This is a genomic window from Paraburkholderia phytofirmans (assembly GCF_046028095.1).
GTDB classification, from domain to species: Bacteria; Pseudomonadota; Gammaproteobacteria; order Burkholderiales; family Burkholderiaceae; genus Paraburkholderia; species Paraburkholderia phytofirmans_A.
On sequence record NZ_JAQQDJ010000004.1, the window covers coordinates 306,770 to 331,872 of the forward strand.

At 62.5% G+C, this 25,103-nt stretch carries 20 protein-coding genes; 13 read left to right on the top strand and 7 right to left on the bottom strand.

The window, feature by feature from the left end:
- The first annotated feature begins 9 nt into the window (after positions 1-9).
- The 3 genes from PQR54_RS14015 (at position 10) to PQR54_RS14025 (ending at position 3,650) form a co-directional block, all read left to right on the top strand.
- The gene (locus PQR54_RS14015) at positions 10-1,461 is read left to right on the top strand and encodes a glycosyltransferase family 2 protein (protein WP_408246546.1); all 1,452 of its coding nucleotides are present in this window, start codon (positions 10-12) and stop codon (positions 1,459-1,461) included.
- A gap of 166 nt (positions 1,462-1,627) precedes the next feature.
- Positions 1,628-2,848 carry a Rieske 2Fe-2S domain-containing protein gene (locus PQR54_RS14020; RefSeq protein ID WP_408246548.1) on the top strand — a complete coding sequence of 407 codons (1,221 nt, stop codon included), beginning with the start codon at positions 1,628-1,630 and terminating at the stop codon, positions 2,846-2,848.
- 385 nt (positions 2,849-3,233) lie between these two features.
- A complete protein-coding gene (locus PQR54_RS14025; protein ID WP_408246550.1) occupies positions 3,234-3,650 on the top strand; it encodes a rubredoxin in 417 nt (138 codons plus the stop codon).
- Between the two features lie 42 nt (positions 3,651-3,692).
- Here PQR54_RS14025 and PQR54_RS14030 read toward each other — a convergent pair whose 3' ends face one another.
- Positions 3,693-4,547, bottom strand: coding sequence for an oxidoreductase (locus PQR54_RS14030; protein ID WP_408246552.1), 855 nt, complete (start codon positions 4,545-4,547; stop codon positions 3,693-3,695).
- 176 nt (positions 4,548-4,723) lie between these two features.
- Positions 4,724-5,653 carry a LysR family transcriptional regulator gene (locus PQR54_RS14035; RefSeq protein WP_408246554.1) on the bottom strand — a complete coding sequence of 310 codons (930 nt, stop codon included), beginning with the start codon at positions 5,651-5,653 and terminating at the stop codon, positions 4,724-4,726.
- Positions 5,654-5,770: 117 nt separating this feature from the next.
- On the opposite strand from PQR54_RS14035, the gene lysA reads away from it, so the two are divergent.
- A complete protein-coding gene (lysA, locus tag PQR54_RS14040) occupies positions 5,771-7,015 on the top strand; it encodes a diaminopimelate decarboxylase (protein WP_408246556.1) in 1,245 nt (414 codons plus the stop codon).
- A 32-nt stretch (positions 7,016-7,047) separates the two neighbouring features.
- Here lysA and PQR54_RS14045 read toward each other — a convergent pair whose 3' ends face one another.
- Positions 7,048-7,968 (bottom strand): LysR substrate-binding domain-containing protein, encoded by a 921-nt coding sequence (locus tag PQR54_RS14045; protein WP_408246558.1) that lies wholly within the window; start codon positions 7,966-7,968, stop codon positions 7,048-7,050.
- A 123-nt stretch (positions 7,969-8,091) separates the two neighbouring features.
- On the opposite strand from PQR54_RS14045, the gene PQR54_RS14050 reads away from it, so the two are divergent.
- On the top strand, positions 8,092-8,883 hold the full coding sequence (locus tag PQR54_RS14050; protein ID WP_408246560.1) for a transporter substrate-binding domain-containing protein: 792 nt from the start codon (positions 8,092-8,094) through the stop codon (positions 8,881-8,883).
- A gap of 31 nt (positions 8,884-8,914) precedes the next feature.
- Positions 8,915-10,030, top strand: a complete 1,116-nt coding sequence (locus PQR54_RS14055; protein WP_408246562.1) for a succinylglutamate desuccinylase/aspartoacylase family protein — start codon at positions 8,915-8,917, stop codon at positions 10,028-10,030.
- A 22-nt stretch (positions 10,031-10,052) separates the two neighbouring features.
- On the opposite strand, the gene PQR54_RS14060 is transcribed toward PQR54_RS14055, so the two are convergent.
- The 3 genes from PQR54_RS14060 to PQR54_RS14070 all read right to left on the bottom strand — a co-directional run bounded on the left by PQR54_RS14060 (position 10,053) and on the right by PQR54_RS14070 (position 12,832).
- Positions 10,053-10,322 (bottom strand): cupin domain-containing protein, encoded by a 270-nt coding sequence (locus tag PQR54_RS14060; RefSeq protein ID WP_408246564.1) that lies wholly within the window; start codon positions 10,320-10,322, stop codon positions 10,053-10,055.
- A gap of 147 nt (positions 10,323-10,469) precedes the next feature.
- Positions 10,470-12,623: a phosphocholine-specific phospholipase C gene (locus PQR54_RS14065; protein ID WP_408246566.1), complete on the bottom strand. Its 2,154-nt coding sequence runs from the start codon at positions 12,621-12,623 to the stop codon at positions 10,470-10,472.
- Positions 12,624-12,682: 59 nt separating this feature from the next.
- Positions 12,683-12,832, bottom strand: a complete 150-nt coding sequence (locus PQR54_RS14070; protein ID WP_408246568.1) for a hypothetical protein — start codon at positions 12,830-12,832, stop codon at positions 12,683-12,685.
- On the opposite strand from PQR54_RS14070, the gene PQR54_RS14075 reads away from it, so the two are divergent.
- The 6 genes from PQR54_RS14075 to PQR54_RS14100 all read left to right on the top strand — a co-directional run bounded on the left by PQR54_RS14075 (position 12,825) and on the right by PQR54_RS14100 (position 21,374).
- A complete protein-coding gene (locus PQR54_RS14075) occupies positions 12,825-13,052 on the top strand; it encodes a hypothetical protein (protein ID WP_408246570.1) in 228 nt (75 codons plus the stop codon). The genes PQR54_RS14070 and PQR54_RS14075 overlap by 8 nt on opposite strands.
- A gap of 156 nt (positions 13,053-13,208) precedes the next feature.
- Positions 13,209-15,194 (top strand): amylo-alpha-1,6-glucosidase, encoded by a 1,986-nt coding sequence (locus PQR54_RS14080; RefSeq protein ID WP_408246572.1) that lies wholly within the window; start codon positions 13,209-13,211, stop codon positions 15,192-15,194.
- 51 nt (positions 15,195-15,245) lie between these two features.
- On the top strand, positions 15,246-18,053 hold the full coding sequence (locus PQR54_RS14085) for an MGH1-like glycoside hydrolase domain-containing protein (protein WP_408246574.1): 2,808 nt from the start codon (positions 15,246-15,248) through the stop codon (positions 18,051-18,053).
- Positions 18,054-18,210: 157 nt separating this feature from the next.
- A complete protein-coding gene (gene zwf, locus PQR54_RS14090; RefSeq protein WP_408246576.1) occupies positions 18,211-19,818 on the top strand; it encodes a glucose-6-phosphate dehydrogenase in 1,608 nt (535 codons plus the stop codon).
- Between the two features lie 167 nt (positions 19,819-19,985).
- Positions 19,986-20,765 carry an ROK family protein gene (locus tag PQR54_RS14095; protein WP_408246578.1) on the top strand — a complete coding sequence of 260 codons (780 nt, stop codon included), beginning with the start codon at positions 19,986-19,988 and terminating at the stop codon, positions 20,763-20,765.
- Between the two features lie 39 nt (positions 20,766-20,804).
- A complete protein-coding gene (locus PQR54_RS14100; protein WP_408246580.1) occupies positions 20,805-21,374 on the top strand; it encodes a YbhB/YbcL family Raf kinase inhibitor-like protein in 570 nt (189 codons plus the stop codon).
- Positions 21,375-21,407: 33 nt separating this feature from the next.
- Here the strand turns inward: PQR54_RS14100 and PQR54_RS14105 are convergent, their stop codons facing one another.
- On the bottom strand, positions 21,408-22,403 hold the full coding sequence (locus PQR54_RS14105; protein WP_408246582.1) for an aldo/keto reductase: 996 nt from the start codon (positions 22,401-22,403) through the stop codon (positions 21,408-21,410).
- 452 nt (positions 22,404-22,855) lie between these two features.
- On the opposite strand from PQR54_RS14105, the gene PQR54_RS14110 reads away from it, so the two are divergent.
- Positions 22,856-25,060, top strand: a complete 2,205-nt coding sequence (locus PQR54_RS14110; RefSeq protein WP_408246584.1) for a TonB-dependent receptor — start codon at positions 22,856-22,858, stop codon at positions 25,058-25,060.
- The last annotated feature ends 43 nt before the right edge of the window (positions 25,061-25,103 follow it).

Below are 25,103 nucleotides of genomic sequence, written 5' to 3' on the forward strand. Positions count from 1 at the left end.
GCAGTCATTTTGAAGAAAACCCTGGAACAGGCTCTCGCTCTCGCTTCGCCGCGCATCGTGCCGCGTCGAACGACGCCGTTGAGCACGCTGATTCACCTGAGTGTGGTCGTATTGTGGCTGCTGCTGTTCGCGCGCGCCTTCTTTCTGCAGGGCGCGCTGGCGTGGTCGACGGGTATCGCGTACGTGGTGTACGACACGTTGCTGCTGGCGTTCGTCACGTGGAAAACACTGCCGTTGATGCGGCGTGCGCCGCCGCTCGAGCCGGACTTCGAGCGGCGCAGCTTGCCGAGCATGGGCGTGATCGTCGCGTCGCATAACGAAGCGACGGTGCTGCCGGTGACGATCGCCGCGCTGCTGCGGCAAACGCATGGGCCGGCGCAAATCGTCATTGCCGACGACGGTTCCACCGACGCGACGCGCGAACTGCTCACCGAACGCTTCGGCCTCACCCCGGCCGCCGACGGCGTGTTGAGCGCGCCAAGTACGCTGTATCCGAACCTCTTCTGGCTGCGTGTGCCGCACGGCGGCAAGGCCCGCGCGCTGAATGCGGCGATCACCGTGATGACCACGGAAACCGTCATGACCGTCGACGCCGACACCCTGCTCGACGACGACGCCACCTACGCCATGCGCGCCGCTTTCGCGAGCGAGCCGAAGCTGGTTGCCGCGGCCGGCATTCTGGTGCCGGTGTGCGGCAAGTCGGTGTCGGGCCGCGTGTTCGAGTGGTTCCAGACTTACGAGTACATGCGCAACTTCATCGCCCGTTTCGCGTGGATGCGTGCGGACAGTCTGCTGCTGATCTCCGGCGCCTTCGCGTCGTTCAAGCGCGACGCGCTGGTCGACGTGGGCGGCTTCGACCCGCAGTGTCTCGTCGAAGACTACGAGCTGATTCACCGGCTGCGCCGCTATTCCGTCGACCACGACCTCGGCTGGGACGTACGCGTGGTCGGCGAGGCGCATGCCCGCACCGACGCGCCCGACAACCTCGCCAGCTTTCTGCGTCAGCGCCGCCGCTGGTTCGCGGGCTTCCTGCAGACGCAGTACTGGAACCGCGACATGACCGGCAATCCGCGCTACGGCACGCTCGGCATGCTGATGCTGCCGGTCAAGGCGATCGACACCATGCAGCCGATTTACGGCCTCACCGCGTTCGCGCTGCTGCTCGCCTTTGTGTTCGGCGGACATGGCGCGATCGTCATATCGATCTTCAGTGTGATCGGGATCAAAACGGCGATCGACCTCGCGTTCTATCTTTGGAGCATCCATCTATACCGGCGCTGGACCGGCGAGCGCACGGGCTCCAGTCTGTGGATGGCGATGCTCGCGGCGGTCGCCGAGCCGTTCACGTTTCAGCTGGTGCGGCACGTGGGCGCCGCGCTCGGCTGGCTGCATTTCCTGCGCGGCGGCCGCTCGTGGGGCGTGCAGCGCCGCTCGGGACTGGTGGCGCACGACGAGAGCTGACGCGGCGGCGCATCGCCGCAAGCAGGCATGGGCCGGGCAGGCGCCGAAGTAGGTGGTTGCACGGTCCCCAAACCCATACAGCGTTGGGTTCTAGTAGACTGGCGACGATACCGCCCGCAATTTGCAGGGCGCAACCTTCTATCCGCCCGTGCACGGAGACCCACCTATGCATGCTGTTCCCCCGCTAGAACAAGACACCGTCGATGTAACCGTCGATGCGTCGCCTGCCCAGGCCGCATCGCAGAAACCGGCTCACGCGCCGGGCCAGGCCGCCAACGACGCACCGGTGCGCGATCTGCGCCGCGTCGGTATTCACCCTGACTACTGGTATCCGCTGGCGTGGTCGCACGAGGTGAAGCGGGGCAAGACGCATGGTGTGACGTTCGCGGGCGACCCGATCGTGCTGGCGCGCACGGAATCCGGCAAGGTGTTCGCGCTGGAGGACCGCTGCGCGCATCGTCAGGTGCCGTTGCATCAGGGCGTGGTGGATGGCGAATCGATCCGCTGCGGCTATCACGGCTGGACCTACGACTGCTCGGGCAAGTGCATCGACGTGCCGTACCTGGGCCGCGAGCGTCTGCCGAACGGCGTGCGCTCGTATCCGTGCCGCGAGATCGAAGGCCTGATTTTCGTTTTCCCCGGCGACGCCGCGTTGGCCGAACAACGGCCGCTGCCCGACCTCGCGTCGGTCTCGGACCCGAAGTACAAGACGCGCCGCTTCGGCCGCGCGGTGAATTGCCATTACTCGTTCATGCACGAGAACCTGATGGACATGAACCATCAGTTTCTGCATCGCAAGCAGATGGGCCAGATGCGGGCGCGTTCGCTCGGCCGGCGGCGCGGCGAGGGCTGGGTCGAAGTCGATTACACGTTTGCGCGCATGGCCGGCCAGCAGCCGATCGGCGAAGCGATCGTGTTCGGCCAGAGCCGTAAAACCGGCGGCGACAACGACAAAGACGTGATGACGATCCGCACCGAGTATCCGTATCAGACGCTGCAGATCCGCACGTCCGAGAACACGCTGGTGATGAATCTGTGGATCATTTACGTGCCGCTCGATCGCGAGCAGCGCACCAACCGCACGTTCGGGCTGCTGTCGATTCGCAAACCGGGCATTCCCGGCGTGTTGAATCTCGCATGGCCGCTGCTGGTGTGGTTCACCGAGCGCATTTTCAAGGAAGACCGCGAGATCGTCGAAGCCGAACAGCGCGCCCACGATTCGCAAGGCGCGGACTGGAATCACGAGGTGTTCCCGGTCATCAACGATCTGCGCGCGTTGCTGCGCGAGAACGGCGCGCCGGACCAGGTGGTGGGCGCCGGCACGGGCGACACGGCGGTGGTCCGCTTCTGGGATTCGCGCCACGGCAGTCCGTTGGCAAAGAGCTGATCTTTCCCTTTCGAGGGGAATTAATCCATCTCCGGACGGTAGGGAATCCAAGAGGATCGAGCAGCGATAATGGCAGCTAATGCACGGCGGTTTGCGCTATTCGACATGCGCCGGCCGCGGACCCGTGTACCATTTCGCTTTTTCCGATCTTCAAGAATAGCCCGTGACTACGCAACAAATCCCTACCGCTCCCCGTAAATCCCTCACGCTGCTGCAATTGCTGGGCCTCATCGGCGCCGCCGGCCTGATCGCCGCGATCGTGCTGAACCAGTTCGTCTGATCTCCGCGCGAAGCCTCTGCGCGACGCTTCCGTCCCATGCCGGCACGCCCCCAGGGAGATTCCTTGCGGGGCGCGTTGCCGGCTTCATCGATATTCTGATTTGCCATGTACAAGAAGGGCGTAGCCGTAGAAATCCAGTTTTCCTCTGAGCGGCTCAACGACGGCGCGGGCGATCCCTACTGGATCGATCTGACGCAGGCCGAAGCGCAGCGATTGCTGGAGAGCCTGCAGGCGCGTCTTGCACAGACCGATGTGGGCACAGCCGCGCCTTTGGTGGTGAGCCTCGATGAATCACCTGCGTCGCACGCGGCCGATGCTTCGAACGCGGCCGTCGAGCTTGCCGCGTCTGCGGACGACTTCAAGCAGTGGGTTTGCGTGATCTGCGGCTGGGTCTACGACGAAGCCGCAGGTTTGCCGGAAGAGGGCATCGCGCCGGGCACGCGCTGGGCGGACGTGCCGGCCGACTGGCGCTGCCCGCTTTGCGACGTGGGCAAGGAAGATTTCGCGCTGGTCGAGTTCTAGGCCCGACCAACGCTCAACGAACCGCGTGAAGAGTCCGGCGGCTCAACCCGCTCCTTCCGGAAAATCCGCGCCCACGGTGGTGGCTTCCCACGCATCGAAATCGCTGCGCATGAAGTCCAGCTTCTTACGCGCCAGTTCAAGCGCCATTTTGCCGAGCAGCAAGCGCAGCGGCGGTGTATCCGACAGCGCGGCGTCGATAATGGCCTGCGCGGCGCGCACCGGGTCGCCCGCCTGCTTGCCGCTGCGCGCCTCGGTCTGCTTGCGGCGCTCGCCGGCCGTCGCCGCGTAGTCGTCGATTACCGTGGCCGATTGCTTGATAGACGGACCCGCCCAGTTCGTGCGGAACGGTCCTGGTTCGACGATCAGCACGTCGATGCCGAGCGGTTTCACCTCCGTCGCCAGCGATTCGGATAGACCCTCCACCGCGTATTTGGTGGCGTGGTAATAGCCGGTGGCCGCGAAACTCGTGATGCCGCCGATCGACGACACGTTGACGATCAAACCGCTATGCTGCTCGCGCATGATCGGCAGGACCGCCTTCGTGATGTCGATCAGGCCGAACACGTTGGTTTCGAACATGGCGCGGACTTCGTCGTCCTCGCCTTCCTCGATCGCCGCCAGATAGCCATAACCCGCGTTGTTGACGAGCGCGTCGATGCGGCCGAAACGCTGCTTCGCTTGCGTGACTACGTCGTCGATCTGCTTGCGGTTCGTTACGTCGAGCGGCAGAACCAGTGCGCGATCGCCGTGCGCTTCGGCGATATCCTTCACCTTCGACGGATCGCGTGCGGTGACCACCGCGCGCCAGCCGCGCTCCAGCACCAGCTTTGCCAATTCGCGGCCAAAGCCGGTGGAACATCCTGTGATCAGCCAGACGGGATTGTCTCGATTCATCATTTGGGAAACTCCTGTTGATGGTCTACGACATGTGAAATCTCATGCGGCGCGAAGGCGCTGTGCGCCACTCGCGTTCGCAATCGGTGTGCTGCTGTGCTTAGCTTGAAGCGTGCCCGGACTTTTCGGTGGTGGATATCGGCAATGGCTGGCGCGCGTTGATTCGCGAACAAAAGCCGTCACTGCTGCTTGCGTCCGGTGTGGGATTTCAATTGTAGCCGCAGCGCGGCGGCTTCGCTTTGCAGCGCTCCGACGAACTCGCCAGCCAGCGGGTGACCCGGACGATGCTCCGGCTGAATCACACTCACACGAAACGGCAACGACACGGCGAGCGGCCGGATATGCAGATGGCGTCCCACGAAATCGAGGGCTGTCAGCGGATTGACGATCGCGAGGCCGAGCCCTTGCCGAACGAAGCTGCACACCGACACCGCGGTAGGCGTCTCGACGATCTGGCGGCGCGCGATTCCCGCTTGCGCGAAGGTCTCGTCGATCTGAATCCGGTATGGATCGTTCGACGACAGGCTGATGAACGACTGATTGGCGAAATCCTTCAAGGCGATTACGCGCTTGCCGAGCAACGGATGGCCGTCGGGCAGCACGCACACTTCATCCACTTCGAGCAACGGCGTCAGACGCGTGCCCGCCGGCGGCGCGCCGTGTTCAGTGAGGCCGAGGTCGTAGCGCTGCGCGGTCAGCCATTCCTCGAGAAACGGCGACTCCTGCGTCGCGATCGACAGACTCGCGCCCGGTTGCGCATCGTGAAAGCGCTTCGCCGCGCCAGGCAGGATCGAATGTGAAAACGCGGGCAACGCGATGACGGAAAGTTGCCCGCCCTGAAATTCGCGCAAGCTCGCGGCGGTGGAGGCCACACGTTCGAGTCCGACATACGCGCGCTTGATCTCGTCGAACAAGGTGAGCGCGGACAGCGTGGGACGCAGCCGGCCATTCGTGCGCTCGAACAGGGCAAAGCCGATGCTCTGCTCCATGCGCGCCAGTTCGCGGCTGACCGTGGGCTGCGAAGTGAATAGCAGCTCGGCCGCTTTGGTGACGCTGCCCGCGGTCATCAGCGCGCGGAAGACTTCGATATGCCGATGTGTGAGCGCCATGTTTTTTGGTATATCAGAAGTGAATGGGCTTGCGAAGAATTGGTATTTTACTGAATGGCGCGTTTTCAGCATCATGTCGCTCATACCAATGCATCGACATGAAGAGAGACGCAAACCGTGACGCCATTCAATCCGCACCAACTCGTCGAACTCGCTCGCGAACACGGCACACCGCTGTGGGTCTACGACGCCGACGTAATTCGCAGGCGCATTGCCCAATTGAGCAGCTTCGACGTGATCCGCTATGCGCAGAAGGCCTCTTCGAATCTGCATATCCTCAAACTGATGCGCGAGGAAGGGGCGATGGTCGACGCGGTCTCTTTGGGCGAAATCAAACGCAGTCTCGCGGCGGGCTTCACGCCGGACGGCGATCCCGAAGGCGTCGTGTTTACCGCCGATCTGATCGACCACGCGACGCTCGCCACCGTGATCGAGCATCGCATCACGGTCAACGCGGGTTCGCTCGATATGCTCGAACGGATAGGACAGCATGCACCCGAAGGTCATCGTGTGTGGCTGCGGATCAATCCGGGTTTTGGCCACGGGCACAGCAGCAAGACCAACACGGGTGGCGAGCATAGCAAGCACGGCATCTGGCTCGACGATGTGCCGCGAGCGGTCGAGTTGGTCCGGCGTTATCGCCTCAAGCTGGTCGGGTTGCACATGCATATCGGTTCGGGTGTCGACTATGGACATCTGTCGCGCGTCTGCGAGGCTATGGTCGAAGCCGTGAAGGGCCTGGGTCACGATATCGAAGCGATTTCCGCTGGCGGTGGCTTGTCGGTGCCGTATCGCGAAGGCGAGCCCGATATCGACGTCGCGCATTACTTCCGGCTCTGGGACGCGGCGCGCCGGCAGATCGAAACACATGTCGGGCATCGCGTGAGGCTGGAAATCGAACCGGGGCGTTTTCTGGTCGCGCAATCGGGCGTGCTCGTCGCGGAAGTTCACGCGTTGAATCGACGCCCCGCGCAGCGGTTTGCTTTGGTCGATGCCGGATTCAACGACCTCGTACGGCCCTCTTTTTACGGCAGTCATCATGAGATGACGGTGTTGAAGCGCGGCGGCGCGCCGAGCGAAGCGCCGGTCGATTCGTTCGCGGTGGCCGGGCCGCTCTGCGAAGCCGGCGATGTCTTCACACAAGCCGAAGGCGGCGTCATTACGAACCGTTCAATACACACGCCCGAAGTGGGCGACTTCATCGTGTTTCACGATGCAGGTGCGTACGGCGCGTCGATGTCCTCGAACTACAACAGCCGGCCTCTGGCGCCCGAGGTGTTGCTCGATCATGGCGAGCCGCGACTGATCCGCCGGCGCCAAACCATCGACGAATTGCTCGCGCTCGAAGAAACGGTGGCCTGATTTCAGCGCCGCAGCGCCGCAGCAGCGTCGCTTCAACGCGCCCGCACTGTGCGCGTGTACGAAGCGATCATTGTCGCGAGTTCCTGCGCGGCGGGCGTGAGCGGAATGGCGGCGCGCTGCAGCAGGCAAACGTTCTGTTCGACCGCGCGCTCGCGCACCGGAATAGCGGTGAGCGTGCTCGCAAATGGCCCGCGCTTCGCCACGATCGACGCTTCGAGCGAGAGGCAATCCGTCGCGCTCACCAGATGCAGCGTTTCGTACAGGCCTTCCACCGTCGCGACGATTTTCGGCGTCGGCAAGCCGTGGCTTTCGAACAGATGATTCAGGCGGCTGGTTTGCGGATCGTCCGTGAGATTCGGCGAGCGCGTGGCGACCCACGTGCAATCGACCAGTTCGGCGAGCGAGGTCGCGCTGGCTTTCGGATGCCCCTGACGGCAGACGATCACCGGATCGGACGGATACAGCGGCATTACCGAGAGATCGGCCGTATCCGTGTGCTTCGACACCAAGGCAACCGCGAAATCCAGCGTGCCTTCGCGAATCCATGAAATCATCATGCGCGAGGTGCCGGTGCGCAGATGCACGGCGACCCGCTCGAAGCGCGTGCGAAATTCCATCAGCACCGGTGCAAAGGCATCGATCAACGGTTCGGTCGTCATGCCGAAGGTGACCTCGCCGACGTAGTCGCCGCGTAGTTGCTGCACTTCCTGCTCGGCGCGTTCGCATTCGCCGATGATCGCGCCCGCGCGCTGCAACAACCGCTGGCCAAGGGCAGTCAGCGCAATGCCGCGATTCGTGCGGGTGAACAGGGTCGCGCCGAGCATCGATTCGAGATTCTGCAACTGCTGCGTGATGCCGCTCTGCGCGATGCCGAGCGCCCGCGAAGCCGCGCGAATGCTGCCATGCTCGGCCACTGCGGTGAACGCGCGAAGTTGGGAGATCGTCAGCGCCATGAGGAATCGCCAGTGCGGTGATCGGTAAAAGTGATCATGATAGTCCGAATGGGACTTCTTTGAGGCACGGACGCGGCATAGGATAGCTCCGTCGTTATCCGCCCACCCACATTCCGTCCTCCCATGAAAATTCCGCTGACGATCTTGAGCACCGCGTTGAGCACCGCGTTGAGCGCCGCGCTGGCTTTCAGCAGTGGCGCGTTCGCCGTTGAGCCCACTACGCTGCGCCTCGGTATCGACCCGAGCTATCCGCCGATGGACGCCAAGGCGCCCGACGGCAGCTTCAAAGGTTTCGACGTCGATCTCGGCAACGAAATCTGCAAGCGCATCCACGCGCGCTGCCAGTGGGTCGAACTCGAATTCTCGGGAATGATTCCGGCGCTGCAGGCGCGCAAGATCGACGCGATCCTTTCGTCGATGGCGATCACGGAGAAACGCGAGCAGCAGATTCTGTTTTCGTCGAAACTCTTCCAGTTCAAATCGCGGCTGATCGCGCGGCAAGGTTCGGCGCTCGCGGGCGGCACGAATGCATTGGCCGGCAAGCAGATCGGCGTGCAGTCGGGCACGCAGTTCGAGGGCTATGCGCTGAAGAACTGGGCGCCGCTCGGCGCGCATGTGGTGGCGTACAAGAGTCAGGACGAAGTGTTCGCCGACTTGCAGAACGGGCGTCTGGACGGCGCATTGCTCGGCTCGGTGGAAGCGGACATCGGTTTCCTGCGCACGCCGGCTGGGAAGGGTTTTGCGTTCGTCGGCGAACCGCTTTCGATGGGCGATCGCGGCGTGGGCATCGGCTTGCGCAAGGATGAGACCGCGGTGCAGGCCTCCATTAACGCGGCCATCGCCTCGATGCTCAAGGACGGCACGTACGCGCAGATCGCGAAGAAGTACTTCGACTTCGATCCGTACGGCAATTGATTTTCCGACTTCTCTCTACAGACACCCGCTCATGAACAGGCAATCGATTCCGCTTCTCTCGCCGGCTATCGGCACGCACCGCGAACTGGTGTCGTTTCATTTCGGCCCGGCGAATAGCGGGCAGAAGATTTATATCCAGTCGTCGCTGCATGCCGATGAAACCCCGGCGATGTTGACGACCGTTTTGCTTAAGCGTCGTTTGCTCGAACTGGAAAAGCAAGGCGCGCTGAACGCGGAAATCGTGCTGGTGCCGGTGGCGAATCCGGTCGGGCTCGGGCAATACGTGCTCGGCCAGTTTCTCGGCCGTTTCGATCTGGGCAGCGGGAAGAATTTCAATCGTCACTTCCTGCAGTTCTCGAAGCTGGTCGCGCGCGCGAAAGAAACGTTGGGTTCAGATGCAACCGAAAACGTGCGGCTGGTGCGGCAATTGATTGCCGAGGAACTGGCCGATCAGAAACCGTTGACCGAGTTCGAATCGCTACAATTGGCGTTGCTGAAGCTCTCGTTCGATGCGGACGTGATTATCGATCTGCACTGTTCGCTCGAAGCGGCCATGCATCTCTACACCAGCGAGGCCGCTTGGCCGGAGTTCGAACCGTTGTCGCGCTATCTCGGCGCGCAGGCGTCGCTGCTTGCCACCAATTCGGGCGGCGAATCGTTCGATGAAACGCATAGCCTGTTGTGGTGGAAATTGCAGCAGGAATTGCCCGCCGACAAGCCGGTGCCGAACGGTGCGATTGCGGTGACCGTGGAATGCCGTGGACAACGCGACGTGTCCTATGAAGTGGCTCAGGAAGATGCGGACGCGCTTATCGATTATCTTGTGTGGCGCAAGGCGATCAGGCTCGATGCCAGGCCGTTGCCGGAGCTACTGTCGCCTGCGACGCCGCTCGCCGGCAGCGAACAATTTTATGCACCTGTAAGCGGGATTCTGATTCATCGCGCGAAGATCGGCGATACGATTCGCGTTGGACAAGCGCTGTTCGATATCGTCGATCCGCTCACCGACGAGACGACTACGATCGCCAGCAAAACCGAAGGCGTGTTTTATATGCGGCGCGCGATTCGCTTCGTAACGGCCGGCGCGCCGCTCGGACGTGTGACGGGCACGCGGCCTTTCAGAACCGGGGTTTTGCTGGGGGCTTGACGTTTCTTATGCAGGCCGCGCCTTACTGCTTTCTTCCCACCAGATACGTCACACCGTTCGGACCATAGCGCTCCGAATGCGGCTTGTTCGCCGGCAAATGGAAGACGTCGCCGACGCGATACGCGCGTTCTTCGTCGTCCACGCGGATGCTCAGTTCGCCGTCCAGAATCAGAGCCCTGGCTTCGAATGGATGTTCGTGAACGTCCATCTCGACGTTCGCCTCGCGCGTGACAACCACGGCGTCGGGGAAGCCTTCTTTCGCCAGGCTTTCGGTGAATGCGTTACGGTCCATGATGTTTCCATCGGTAGGAGGTGGGGAAGAATGACTGTAACGCTATCCGCTATTTCGTGCAGGACGTCCCACGCGGCCACGTAGCTGCGCTGGGCTTCGATCGAGCATGCCTTGCATTGACCGAAGCCCATTCACCTTCAGGCGCCCTTAATTCACCACCAACACCGGCGCCACCGCCGCCGGATCGCTAATGCTGGGCCGCCCATTCTCGACGTGACCCGCAAGACGGCGCGAGAAGCTTGCATCGTCATTGCTCGTCACCGTCAAGTCGTACCAGTGATGGCTCGATGACAGCACCCACGCTTCTTCGATATGCGCGCCGGCCGGCACCAGCACCGGACGCGGGCGCGCACCGTACGCGTTGTCCGTCACGAGCAGACGCGCAATGCCGCTGCCCTTGTTACTGAACTTCAGGAACACGTTGCCGTTCGCGGCGTCGTATTGCACCTTCACTTCCGGCTCGGACGTTTTGTTCTTGCCGTGGCCGGCGGCGATCTGCGCGTTCTGCGCTGTCGCCTGCTGCGTGTTGCCGGCGAACTTGCGCACGAAACCGTTCGGCCCGAATACTTCGAAGCTGTACACGCCGTTGGTCACCGTGAGATCGAAAGTCTCGTTGATCGACTTGCCCGCTTCGACGGTGTAACGCCACGGACCATCCGTGCGATTCGTCGCGTACATGTAGAAATGCGCGCCCTGGTCGCCGGTGTTGCCGATCGCGATCTCGAACGTATTTTTCTTCTCGTTGGCCTGGCCGTTCACATGCAACTCATACGGCAGCGCACGCGCGAAACGAATGCCGCTTTCCTGCGGATCGATGGCGCCCGGCGTCGCGGGGACGGTCGGCTTCGGCTGCGTCGCGCACTGGTTGTCGGCGATGCTCTTGTAGTTGCTCGTGTCCGGCAGCGGCGGCACTTTCGAGTCCGGCGTGCGGAAGTCGAAGGCCGTGGTCAGGTCGCCGCACACCGCGCGGCGCCATGCCGTGATGTTCGGCTCGTACACGCCAAAGCGCGCTTCGATGAAGCGAATCACCGACGTGTGATCGAACACCTGCGAGCATACAAAGCCGCCCTTGCTCCACGGCGACACGATCGTCATCGGCACGCGCGGTCCGAGGCCGTACGGCAGGCCGTCGGCGGTGTAGCTGCCGCCGCGCGCCGGATTCACCACGTTGTGAATTTCGCCTTCGGTGCTGACCGTCGACTTGCCTTGCGCGCCGGTCGTCGCCGGTTGCGGCGGCACGAGGTGATCGAAGAAGCCGTCGTTCTCGTCGTACATGATGAACAGCACAGTTTTGCTCCACACCTCAGGATTCGACGTCAACGCGTCGAGAATCTGCGAGGTGTACTCCGCGCCGTATGCGGGCGTATAGCTCGGGTGCTCCGAGTACGCCGCCGGCGGGCACAGCCACGACACTTGCGGCAGCTTGTTGGCCAGCACGTCGGCCTTCAGGTCGTCGATGGTGCGCACCGTTTGCGCGCGCTCATACAGCGGCGAACCCGGCTGCGCATTGATGAAGTTCGTGAAGTTCTGCAGGATGTTGGTGCCGTAGTTGCCGTTCAACGGATCGGCGCCGGTCAGCCCCTGCTGGTACACCTGCCATGAAATGCCCGCGGCTTGCAGACGCTCCGGGTACGTGGTCCACGAGAGCAACTGATAATTCGGCGGGCCGTCGCCGTCGACGAAATCGTTGTTGTCCAGCAGCGGACCGCCAAGCGTGCCGCTCGGGTCGACCATGCCGGTCATCAGATACGAACGGTTCGGGTGCGTCGGTCCCGGCAGCGAGCAGAAGTACGCGTCGCAGATGGTGAACGCATCGGCCAGCGCGTAGTGGAACGGAATGTCGCTGCGCAGGTGATAGCCCATCGTCATGTCGGTCTTGTTCGCGGGCCACTGGTCGTAGCGGCCGCCGTCGATCGCGGCATGAGTCTTGTACCAGGAGTGATCCAGATCGCCGACGCATTGCGCGCTGGTGGTCGCCGTATTCAGATGGAACGGCAGGACCGGCTGGGTCGGATCTTCCTTCGACGGTTGATACCACACCGGCTTGCCGTTCGGCAGCGGAATCGGGAAGCGGTCGTTGTAGCCACGCACACCGCGCATGTGGCCGAAGTAGTGGTCGAACGAGCGGTTCTCCTGCATGAACACGACGATGTGCTCGACATCGCGAATCGTGCCGGTGCGTGAAAACGCGGGAACGGCGAGCGCATTGCGAATCGACTCGGGCAGCGCGGTCAGCGCGGCAGCAGCGCCGGCGGATGAAGCCACGGTCTGCAGGAAACGGCGACGGCTATTTGATGTCATCGAATATCACCTTCTGCGGGGGGAAAGAATAGCGCGCCACGCGCGCCGGTGGAATTGGCTTAGTTGCTGCTGGCGCTGTCGCCGGGTGCGTAATGCATGACAGGCGCGACTTGCTGGCTGTCCGCGGCGAGACTGGCCTGCATGTTTTGCGTGATCGGATCGGAGGCCGCTGCGGGGTCTGCTGCGAGCGGCGAAGATGCGTTGAGCATTGGCATCGCTGGAGAGCTAGCCGTATTGGGTGCGGCGTCGTTGTTCGCAACGGCCGGCGTTGAAGAGGCCGCCGACGGCGCTGAATCATCCGCACCGCAACCGCTCAAGGCTAAAGTTGCAAGTGCAACCAAAGCGGCACTCGCGAGGCGTTTGTTTCTTCTCATGTCTGCATCCAGTTTCGTGAAAGCGGGTGCAGTCTCCAACCCTTTCAAGAAATAATTGTGAAACGTTTGCGAGTGGTAAAACTTGCGTCGATAAGTCGGTTTTTCGAAAGGAAGCGGAAAGTGATAAGTAGGAGAATGGTCACCGCGGCGCCTTATGCCTGACACTCAGGCGCACTGAAAAGATGAATGGCTTTGCCTAACCGGTGAGTTCATGACACACATCGAACGACCTTTCGACATCACGCGTCTCGAAGACGAATGGCTGGAAGCGGACGGCTTTGGCGGATTCGCGTCAGGCACCGTGGGCACGCTGCGCACGCGCCGCTATCACGCGCTGCTGCTCACCGCGACGCGCGCGCCGGGCGGGCGCGTGGTGCTGGTCAACGGCGTGGAGGCGTGGCTCGAAGCGAACGGCGCGCGTTATCCGTTGAGCATGCAGCGATACATGCCGGACGTTGTCTATCCGGACCTGACCACGAGTCTTGTCTCGTTCGATACGAAGCCGTGGCCAACATGGCGCGTTCAGATCGGTGCTAGTGCCGTGTTGACTGCTGACGTGTTCGTCAGCAAAGCCACTCGCGAAACGGTTTTGCGTTGGCGCCCGGAGGAGGGTGCGGGAGCCGATTCCGAAACGAACGCGCTCACGTTGAAAGTCAGGCCGCTGCTGTCGGGCCGCGATTACCACGCGCTGCACCATGAGAACGCCGCGTTCAACTTCAACGCGCAGACCAGCGACGACCAGGCCAGCGTAAAGTGGCAACCGTACGGCGACCTGCCGGTGATCCACGCCGCCACCAACGGCGTCTACACGCACGCGCCCGACTGGTATCGCAACTTCTGCTACGTCCGCGAGCGGGAACGCGGCCTCGACTTCAGCGAGGATCTCGCGACGCCCGGCGTGTTCAGCTTCAATCTCGTCGATGGTGAAGCGGTGATGATTCTCAGCGCGTCGGACGCTAAGAGCGGGACGCAACCGGCGACCGCAAAAGCGGCCGCAATCCGCGCAACGGAACTTGCGCGCGTTGAACAAGCACGCCGCGACGCGCTCGGCTCGCGGTTGCAGCGCTCCGCCGACGCCTACGTAGTCACACGCAACGAAGGCCGCACGATCCTCGCGGGCTTTCCGTGGTTCACCGACTGGGGCCGCGACACCTTCATCGCGATGCGCGGTTTGCTGATCGCCTCGGGCCGCCTCGACGACGCCGAAGCGATCCTGCTCGAATGGTCGGGTACGTTGTCGGAAGGCATGTTGCCGAATCGCTTTCCCGACTATGGCGATACACCGGAATACAACTCCGTCGACGCATCGTTGTGGTTCATCGTCGCCGTGCACGATTATCTGGCCACGTGTCATGCGAGCGCTGCAACGCAGCAGCGCCTGCAACAGGCGTGCGAAGCCATCCTCAGGGGCTACACGAACGGCACGCGCTTCAACATCCGGGCGTCGGCCGACGATGGTCTGCTGAGCGCCGGCATACCCGGCGTGCAACTCACGTGGATGGATGCGAAAGTCGGCGACTGGGTGGTCACGCCGCGCATCGGCAAGCCGGTCGAGGTGCAGGCACTTTGGATCAACGCATTGCGCATTGCAGCAACGTGGGATCCGCAATGGCAACCGGCCGCCGAGCGAGCGTTGCAAGCGTTTCATGAACGCTTCGTCGATCCGTCCACGCAAGCGCTGTTCGACAACGTGGACGTCGACCACGTTAAAGGCGCGGTAGATCGCGCGATCCGGCCCAATCAGATCTTCGCCGTAGGCGGCTTGCCGTTTCCACTGCTTGAAGGCGCGGCGGCGCGCGCGGTGCTCGATCAGGTCGAAGCGCAATTGCTCACGCCGCTGGGACTGAGGACGCTTGCGCCGTCCGATCCCGCCTACCGCGGACATTACGGCGGGTCTCCACTCGAGCGCGATGGCGCCTATCATCAAGGAACGGTGTGGCCGTGGCTGCTCGGCCCGTTCGTCGAAGCGTGGCTGCGAGTCAACGGCGGCGCGGCGGATGCCCGCATGCAGGCGAAAACGCGTTTTCTCGATCCGCTCTACGCGCATCTCGACCACGCCGGTCTCGACCATCTTTCTGAAATCGCCGACGGCGATGCGCCGCACGCACCCGCCGGCACGCCGTTTCAGGCGTGGTCGCTCGGTGAGTTGCTGCGCATTGAACACCTGCTTGCGGGGTTGGCGACCGCCGGTGCCTAAACCGCGCTACGATGTGTGTCCCACCGCCAAGCCGAATGCAAGGATGTAGTCATGCCACCGCTGCGCGCTGCCAATCTGCTCGCCACCATTGAAGGTTCACGGCTGCATTCGGCCGATTGTGCGCATTGGCAGCGCTGGGGACCGTATCTCAGCGAGCGGCAATGGGGCACGGTGCGCGAGGATTACAGCCCGGACGGCACGGCTTGGGACTATTTTCCGCACGACCATGCGCGCAGCCGTGCGTATCGTTGGGGTGAGGACGGCATTGCCGGTTTCGGCGACGACAAGCTCAACTGGTGCGTCTCGCTCGCGCTGTGGAATCGCAAAGATGCAATCCTGAAGGAGCGCCTGTTCGGCGTCACGAATGCGCAGGGCAATCATGGCGAGGACGTGAAGGAACTGTACTTCTACGTCGACGGCACGCCGACGCATTCGTACATGCGCATGCTCTACAAGTATCCGCACGCCGCCTATCCATACGACGACCTCGTTCAGGAAAACGCGCGCCGTGGCGGCGACATGCCGGAGTACGAAATTCTCGACACGGGCGTGTTCGACGATTTGCGCTATTTCGACGTGCAGGTGGAATACGCCAAACACGCGCCGGACGACATCCTCATGCGCGTGACCATCGAGAATCGCGCGGATCAGGCGGCCTCGCTCGACGTGCTGCCGCAAATCTGGGCGCGCAATTCGTGGTCGTGGAAGGAGACTAAGGACAAGCCCTCGCTCGCCTCCGGCACGGACCATAACGGCGGGGCGCAGGTGGTCGGGCATCAGCATGGGCATGAGCCGATTGTCGTGACGGCCTGGTCGAAAGACGCGCCGCAGGTGACGTGGCTCTTCTGCGAGAACGACACCAACGTCAAGCGCCTCTTCAACATGGACGGCGCGGGTCCGTTCAAAGACGGCTTCAACGATTACCTCGTGCATGGCGATGAACAGGCGATCCGCCGCGACACCGGCACCAAGGCCGGCGCGCATGCCGCGATCGAGCTCGAACCGTACGGACGCGCCGTGGTGTACATGCGCTGGCGTCCGCAGTCGAGTCCCGACGACGTGCAACTCGATGCCGATGCGATCTTCGCACGCCGCATCGCCGAGGCCGACGAATTCTATGGCGCGCTGCAACACGAGATCACCGACCCCGACGCGCGCCTCGTGCAGCGTCAGGCGCTCGCCGGCATGCTGTGGTCGAAGCAGTACTACCAGTACGACGTGCAGCGCTGGCTCGAAGGCGATCCGCTTCAGCCGACGCCGCCCGCCAGCCGCAAACAAGGCCGCAATAAGGACTGGCGGCACCTATGCAACGCGGACATCGTGTCAATGCCCGATAAGTGGGAATACCCGTGGTACGCGTCGTGGGATCTGGCGTTTCACGCGGCGGCCTTCGCGCTGATCGACCCGGCGTTCGCGAAACGGCAACTGCTGTTGCTGGTGAAAGACCGCTATCAGCATCCGAACGGTCAGATTCCCGCCTATGAATGGGCGCTCGGCGACGCCAATCCGCCCGTGCATGCGTGGGCCGCGTGGCGCGTGTATGAAATCGACCGCGCGCTCACCGGCAAGGCGGATCGCGATTTTCTGGAACTGGTCTTCCATAAGCTACTGCTGAATTTCTCGTGGTGGGTGAACCGCAAGGACGCCGACGGCCACAATATTTTTCAGGGCGGCTTTCTCGGGCTGGATAACGTCGGGATCTTCGACCGCTCATCGCCGTTGCCAACCGGCGGTCACATTGATCAGTCCGACGGTACGGCATGGATGGCCGCGTATGCGCTCGACCTGATGCGTATCGCGCTGGAACTCGCGTACGCCAATCATGTGTTCGTCGACATCGGCGTGAAGTTCTTCGAGCACTTCCTGTATATCGCCGAGGCCGTGAGTTGCGACGACGGCTGCGAAACGGGGCTCTGGGACAGCGAGGACGAGTTCTTCTACGACAAGCTGCACCTGCCGGACGGCAGCAGCATTCCCATGCGGCTGCGCTCGATCGTGGGTCTGATTCCGCTATTCGCGGTGCACGTGCTCGAAGAGCGTTTGCACGGCGGCTTGCCGGGTTTGCGCGAACGCCTGATCTGGTTCCTCGAACATCGCCCCGATCTGGCGAGGTTGGTCTCGCGCTGGAACGAGCCGGGCAAGGGCAATGCACTGCTGCTCTCGCTATTGCGCGGACATCGCATGAAAGCGTTGTTGCGCCGCGCGCTCGACGAAAGTGAATTCCTGTCCGATCATGGCGTGCGGGCGCTGTCGCAATACCATCGCGATCATCCGTTCGTGTTCAACCACAACGGTGACAGTTTCACCGTGAAGTATTTGCCGGCCGAATCCGATACGCGTGTGTTCGGCGGCAATTCGAACTGGCGCGGACCGGTATGGATGCCGGTGAACTATCTGCTGATCGAATCGCTATACGAATTTCACCGCTATTACGGCGAGGATTTCAAAGTCGAGTATCCGACCGGTTCGGGCGAGAAGTTCTCGCTGAGCCAGATTGCCGACGAACTGGCGCGCCGCTGCACCACGCTGTTTCTCAAGAACAAGGACGGCGAGCGTCCGGTCATGGGCGCTTATCCGCAATTGCAGGCCGACCCGTTTTCACGCGACCTGATTCTGTTCCACGAGTATTTCCATGGCGATAACGGGCGCGGCGTGGGCGCTTCGCATCAGACCGGCTGGACCGGGTTGGTTGCGCTGCTGTTGCAGCCGCGCGTGATGAGCGCCTCGGGCAACGTGCCGCTGGCGGGCGAAACGGATCAGGCGCCGATTCCGACGTCACCTTCGGCGCAAGCCACGGCGCCTGCATGCCCGGCTGAGACGGCGCCGACTGCCGAATCGGCGCATGCATCGGCGAAGTAACGCGTAGCGGCGGCGCGAATGAGTGAGGTCAGGTTACACAAGCCATACAACGTCGCAAGCTGACCAGGTTGTGTGGCCGTTTTTGAACTGTGTGGGTTCAAGCGTGGTCTTTCATGTACCACCACGTCCGTTCCATTGGTTTCCAAAAGTGAATCCCATGTCGACTACACCGAATACCCCAGCAGCCGATCGTCCCGCCGCCAGTCAACCGCCGAGCTGCAAAGTCAGCGCGAGCCCGCAGGAAGCGCCGGCCTCGCCGCCCGGCAAACGGCCCGCGCCGCCGTGCACGCTGGTGATCTTCGGCGCCGGCGGCGACCTGACCAAGCGGCTGCTGATGCCGGCGCTGTACAACCTTGCGGTGGATGGCCTGCTCGACGATGGCATGAAAATCATCGGCGTAAATCATGGCGAGCGCGAGACGAGCGCGTGGCGCGAAGATCTGCACAAGTCGCTCGAACAGTTCGCCGCCGACAAGGCCAGCACCTTCCACGCCGGCAAGCTCGACGACAAGGCGTGGGACTGGGTCGCGCAACGCCTCGAATACATGGGCGGTGAATTCGAAACCGACGATATCTTCACGAAGCTCAAGCAAAAGCTCGAACAAACGCCGGGCGGCAACGTGATCTTCTATCTCGCGGTCAGCTCACGCTTCTTCAAACCGATCGTCGAACATCTCGGCAAGGCAGGTCTGCTTAAAGAGGGCAACGGCGCCGGCTTCCGCCGGATCGTGATCGAGAAGCCGTTCGGCACCGATCTCGCTTCGGCCAAAGATCTGAACGCGCACATCCTGTCGTATGCAAAAGAAGAGCAGGTGTATCGCATCGATCATTTTCTCGGCAAGGACACTGTGCAGAGCATTCTCGCGGTGCGCTTCGCCAACGCGCTGTTTGAACCGATGTGGCGGCGCGAATATATCGACAGCGTGCAGATCACGGCGGCGGAAACCATCGGCGTGGAAGGTCGCGGCAAGTTCTACGAACAGACCGGCGCGTTCCGCGACATGCTGCCGAACCACCTGTTCCAACTGCTCGGCATGGTTGCCATGGAACCGCCCAATTCGTTCGATGCCGAAGCCGTGCGCGACAAGAAGGCCGAAATCTTCGACGCGATCAAGCCGCTGACGCCGGACGACGTCGTGTTCGGTCAATACGAAAAGGGCCCGGCCGGCATCGGCTACCTTGATGAGCCGGACGTCGCACCGAACAGCACGACGGAAACCTACGCGGCGGCGCGCGTGTTCGTCGAGAACTGGCGCTGGGCCGGCGTGCCGTTCTATCTGCGTACTGGCAAACGGTTGGCCGCGCGTCGCACGGAAATCTCGGTGCAGTTGAAGCCGGTGCCGTTCCGCCTGTTTCGCGACACACCCGTCGACGCACTCACGCCGAACGTGCTGACCTTGCGTATCGATCCGGCGCACGGCACGAGCTTCGACTTCAACGTGAAAACGCCGGGGCCGGTCATGCAGATCGGCGCGGTGCAGTCGTCGTTCGACTATGGCGACTTCTTCGCGGAACGCGCCAACGTCGGTTATGAAACTTTGCTCTACGATTGCATGCTCGGCGACGAGACGCTGTTTCAGCGCGCCGACAGCATCGAAACGAGCTGGTGCGCAGTCGACGACGTGCTGCATCCGAAAGGCGGCGGCGCGGTGCCGGTGCGTGGCTATGCGGCCGGCAGCGAAGGCCCCGCGGAAGCCGACGCGCTATTGGCGCGCGACGGTCACGCGTGGCGGCCGTTGAAGCGGGATGCTGTGCAGAAGAAGTAATTCAACGACGAGTCGCACCAACACAATCGGGGGACACCGTGGTGACACGCAAGACGACACATAAGACGGCAACGAAGACGCCGGGCAAGACGGCAAGCAAATCGCCAGCGAAGGCGTCGCGCAAGCTGTCCAGTAAGCCGTCAAGTAAGCCGTCAAGTAAGCCGGAATTGACAGGCAGCACCGAGCGGATTCTGGCGATCGACGTCGGCGGCACAGGTTTGAAAGCCGCGATCATCGACGCGGACGGCAACATGAAAACCGAGCGCCTGCGGGTGGCGACGCCGCATCCGTGCACGCCCGATCAGCTCGTCGACGCGCTGGCGAAGCTGGTTGCGCCGCTCGTCGAACAGGAGCCGCCTACGCTGATGTCGATCGGCTTTCCGGGCGTGGTGCGCAACAACCGCATTCTGACCGCGCCGCACTTCGGCGTGGAAGGCTGGCATGACATTCCGCTCGCCGATTCGCTGGCGCAGCGCCTGGGCGGCCTGCCGGTGCGCATGATCAACGACGCCGAGATGCAGGGCTTCGCCGCGATCGAAGGCCAGGGCCTCGAATTCGTGCTGACGCTCGGCACCGGCGCGGGCACGGCGATGTTCCGCGACGGCGAGTTGATGCCACATCTGGAACTGGCGCATCACCCGGTCAGCAAGAAGGGCGTGGCGTACGACGAATACATCGGCGACGCGGCGCGTGAGAAAGCCGGGAATAAACGGTGGAACCGGCGCGTTGAGAAGGTGATCGGGATTCTGAGTACGCTCGTGAACTACGACAAGCTGTGGATCGGCGGTGGCAACGCGACGCGCCTTTCGTTCGATCTGCCGGCGAACGTGGCCACCGTCTCGAACGACGCAGGTATCGAAGGCGGCGCGCGTCTATGGCATCCGAGATCCGTGCGCGAGACGCGGCAACTGCCGGAAGCGAATGAGCGGACGGGCCGCTTCAAGTGATGTCGGACCGCCGCTGAACCCTGGCCGGAGTCAGAAACGATGATTGGCAGCAATCGCTTCGGCGTCGCGCGACGCCTGTTACCGGTCGGCGTATCCGCCGCGCTGGCGCTTGCCGCGGTGCATGTCCGGGCGGCCGAAGTGTTCGTGGTGTCGTCGCCGGGATTAGCCGACGGCGGCACGCTGGATTCGAGCCACGCGGCGAGCGCGAACAATTGCGGTGGCGGCAATGTATCGCCGGCCCTGCAATGGCGCAACGCGCCCGCCGGCACGAAGAGTTATGCGGTGACCCTTTTCGATCCCGACGGCGCGAAGGGTTTGGGAATCGTGCACTGGGTGCTATATGGCGTCGCGCCCTCGACGACCTCGCTCGGCGCCGGCGCCAGCCAGCCGCCCGGTAGCGTCGCCGGCACGAATCGGACCGGCGGCACCGGATATTACGGGCCCTGCCCGCCGGTTGGCGACAACCCACATCACTACGTCGCGCAAGTCTATGCGCTCGATCTGCCGCCGGATGCACTGCCGCCCGGTTTGACACGGGACGCGTTGTTCGCCGCAATCAAAGATCACGTGATTGCCGCGACGAGCACGGTGCTGCGTTACGGGCGATGAACGCAGCGGCCTTCGCCGCCGGTTTGAACCAGTTCATCGCGCCGCGTCACCCCAGCGATATTCCACGCTCGCTTCGTCGAGCTGCGTCTTGATCTGCTCATCGAGCACGAGTTCGGACGCCGCGAGCGTGTCGCTCAATTGCTCGACGCGGCTCGCGCCGATAATCGCCGACGTGACGAGCGGGTTTGCCAGAACCCACGCGAGCGAAACTCGCGTCAACGATTCGCCGGTCGGCGCAACGATCGTTTTCAATTGCTCGATCGTCTCGAATTCGCGTTTGTGCCAGTACCGTTGCTGATACATCGCGCCGGCCTTGCCGACGGTTTCGGTGAATCGGCCAGACGTGGGCGCGGCATCCAGCTGATGCTTGCCCGTCAGCAGGCCGCCCGCGAGCGGGTTGTACGGCATCACGGCCAATTGCTCTTCGGCGGCGAGCGGCAGCAGCTCGCGTTCGATCTGGCGGAACAGCAGGTTATAGCGAGGCTGCACGGAGACGAAGCGCGCCACGCGCAGCACATCGGCGCGTCCTAACGCGCGCGCCAGCCGATACGCGAGAAAGTTCGACACGCCGATATAGCGCGCCTTGCCGGAGCGAACGATCTCGTCGAGCGCCTCGAGCGTTTCGTCGAGCGGCGTATTCGCGTCGTCGGAGTGGAGCTGGTAGAGGTCCACGTAATCCGTGCCGAGGCGTTGCAACGAGGCGTCGATCGCATCCAGCAGATGTTTGCGCGACGCGCCTTGATCCCACGCCGACGGCCCCATCTTGCCGACCGCTTTCGTCGCCAGAATGAAGCGGTCGCGCTTGCCCTTCAGCCAACGCCCGACGATCTCTTCCGTGCGGCCGGCAAGGTTTTCCGTGCCGCCGAGCGGATACACGTTGGCCGTGTCGATGAAGTTCACGCCGGCATCTGCCGCCGTGTCGAGAATGCGATGGGAGACATCTTCTTCAGTCTGCAGGCCGAAGGTCATCGTGCCGAGACATAGGCGCGACACGCTCAGGCCGGTACGGCCGAATTTGCGGTATTGCATGGTCAACTCCGGGGATGAACGGAACAGTTCGATAGGCAGTGTTGCAAAAAGGATAAACCGAGTGGGGATTGAGCGCCGGCCGCGGGCGCGGACGTTTGTTATTTTTTTGAAAGATTTCGGGAGGGCTTTTTTACTTTCGAAGCTGAAAGTCTTTTCTTTCAAAGCTCGTAATTTTACAAAACTGTAATTAACTGACGTGAGAGCGACCTGAATAATTACAAAATGCCTACATCCGTAAAAAACAGAAACAATTCTGTTACTAGGGGTAAGCGATGCCGCGATTGATGCAGTTTTATGCGTGTGGAATGATAGCGATTCTCATTTAACCACTAGCCAGCCATCCCGTCGTCGGTGCCTTGCGCACGAGACCGGCAGCCAGCCAATTGCGACTTTGCCGTCGATTCCATCTCAGACATGCGAATCCGGCAAACGCATCTCCGACGGGAATTCCCATGTTCAACCACACGCCGCTTGCGACTGCGTTAGCGTTAGCTTTTGCCGTTCCCTTTGCGACTCCGGCGGTCGCGCAGACTGCTCCGCAAACCACTTCGCAGCCGCCGGCCGCGAATGCAAATGCGACGACAACGACGACCACCGCAGCCGACACCGGCAGCTTGCCCACCATCGGCGTGGCGGCACAAGCGGAACAGCAGGACTTTCAGGCGGAGCGTGCGACGGTCGGTGCAAAGACGCCCACGGCGCTGCGCGACATTCCGCAGACCGTCACCGTCATCAACAAGGCCGTGCTGCAATCGCAAGGCGCCACTTCGTTCCAGGACGCGTTGCGCAATGCGCCGGGCGTAACGATCGGCGCGGCCGAAGGCGGCCAGATCGGCAACAACATCAACCTGCGCGGCTTCACGGCACAGAACGACATCTACCTGGACGGCTTCCGCGATCGCAACCAGTACTATCGCGACACCTTCGACCTCGAAGAACTCGAAGTGCTGTACGGCCCGTCGTCGATGCTGTTCGGCCGCGGCTCCACGGGCGGCGTGATCAACCAGGTCAGCAAGAAAGCGAACCTGCACGACTCGGCGGAAGTCACGGGCATGATCGGCACGGACGCCAAATATCGCAGCACCGTCGACGTGAATCACAAGCTGACGGATACCTCGGCGATTCGCCTGAACGCATTCGGCCAAAGTCTCGGTTCGACGCGCGACGCGATGAAGAACAAGGACTACGGTATCGCGCCGGAAGTGCGCTTCGGGATCGGCACGCCGACCGAAGTGACGATCTCCGCGCTGATCCAGCACAACTACGACATGCCGGACTACGGCGTGCAGGCGTTGAACGGCCGCCCGTCGCCGGTGCCGAAGAACACGTTCTACGGCTTGACCACCGACCGCACGATCCAGGACATCCAGACCGTCACGGCCGGGATCAAACATAAGTTCTCGGACAACCTGATCCTGACGAACCAGACGCAGTTCTCGCACTCGATGACCGACGCGCGTGAAACCGCGCCGCAAGCGGTGTTGACGGGGCCGCTCGCCACCAGCACTGCGTTGAGCAACGGCAATTTCACGACGCTGTCGCCGTCGCAACTGTTCATCAAGTTGCAAAGCCACGACCGTGTGATCGAGAACCACTCGCTCTACAACGACACGATGCTGCAATACAAGTTCGTCACCGGCCCGATCAAGCACGACCTGATCGCCGGTGTCGACCTCGGCCACGACAGCTATTCGAACCAGGCGTACACCCGCGGCAACTTGCCGGTCGTGACGATGGTGAACCCGGCGTATCTGTCCAATCCTGCCGGTGTGACCACCACGGTCGGCAACTACGCCGATTCCGGCTCGAACGAAATCGGTGCGTACGTGAACGACACCGTGTCGATCGGCCAGCAGTGGAAGGTGATCGGCGGTTTGCGTTGGGATCGCTTCCAGGCGCAGATTCACAACACGATCAGCGCGCCGAGCTATGCGACGCAAACCAACTTCTTCACCAGCGTGCGCGCCGGCGTCATTTACCAGCCGACCGACTGGCAGTCGTACTACGTGTCGTACGGCACGTCGTTCAACCCGTCGCTCGAAGCGCTGACGGTCACCAACCTCACGCAGAACCTCGCGCCTGAGTCGACCAAGTCGTACGAAGTCGGCGGCAAATGGGATCTGCTCGGCGGCAATCTCTCGGTGACGTCGTCGTTCTTCCGCGAAGAAAAGACCAACGCGCGCACGCAAGTCTCGCCGACCGAATACGAACTCGACGGCGACGTTCGCGTCGACGGTTTCCAGGCCGGCGTGACGGGCCACATCACCGACAAGTGGCAAGTGTTCGGCGGCTACACCTACATGGACGCCATCATCCTGAAGGCGCGCGACGGTACGCAAGGGCACGTGCCGGCCAACACGCCGCGCAACACGCTGACGTTCTGGACCACCTACGCGATCACGCCGCACTGGGAAATCGGCGGCGGTCCGACGTATATGTCGCCGCGCTATGCATCGAACACGAACTACGTGCAGGTGCCGGGCTACACGCGCTGGGATGCGACCGCTGCGTACCACGCGAAGAAATACGACGTGCGCCTGAACCTGCTGAACATGACCAACAAGTACTACTACGACGCGCTGATCCCGTCGGACGGCGGCCGCTCCGTGCCGGGTATCGGACGCACTTTGCTGGCGACGTTCGACTACCGCTTTTGATACGCGTTGAACGGATGCGTTAGGCTTGCCGTTTTCGAAGACG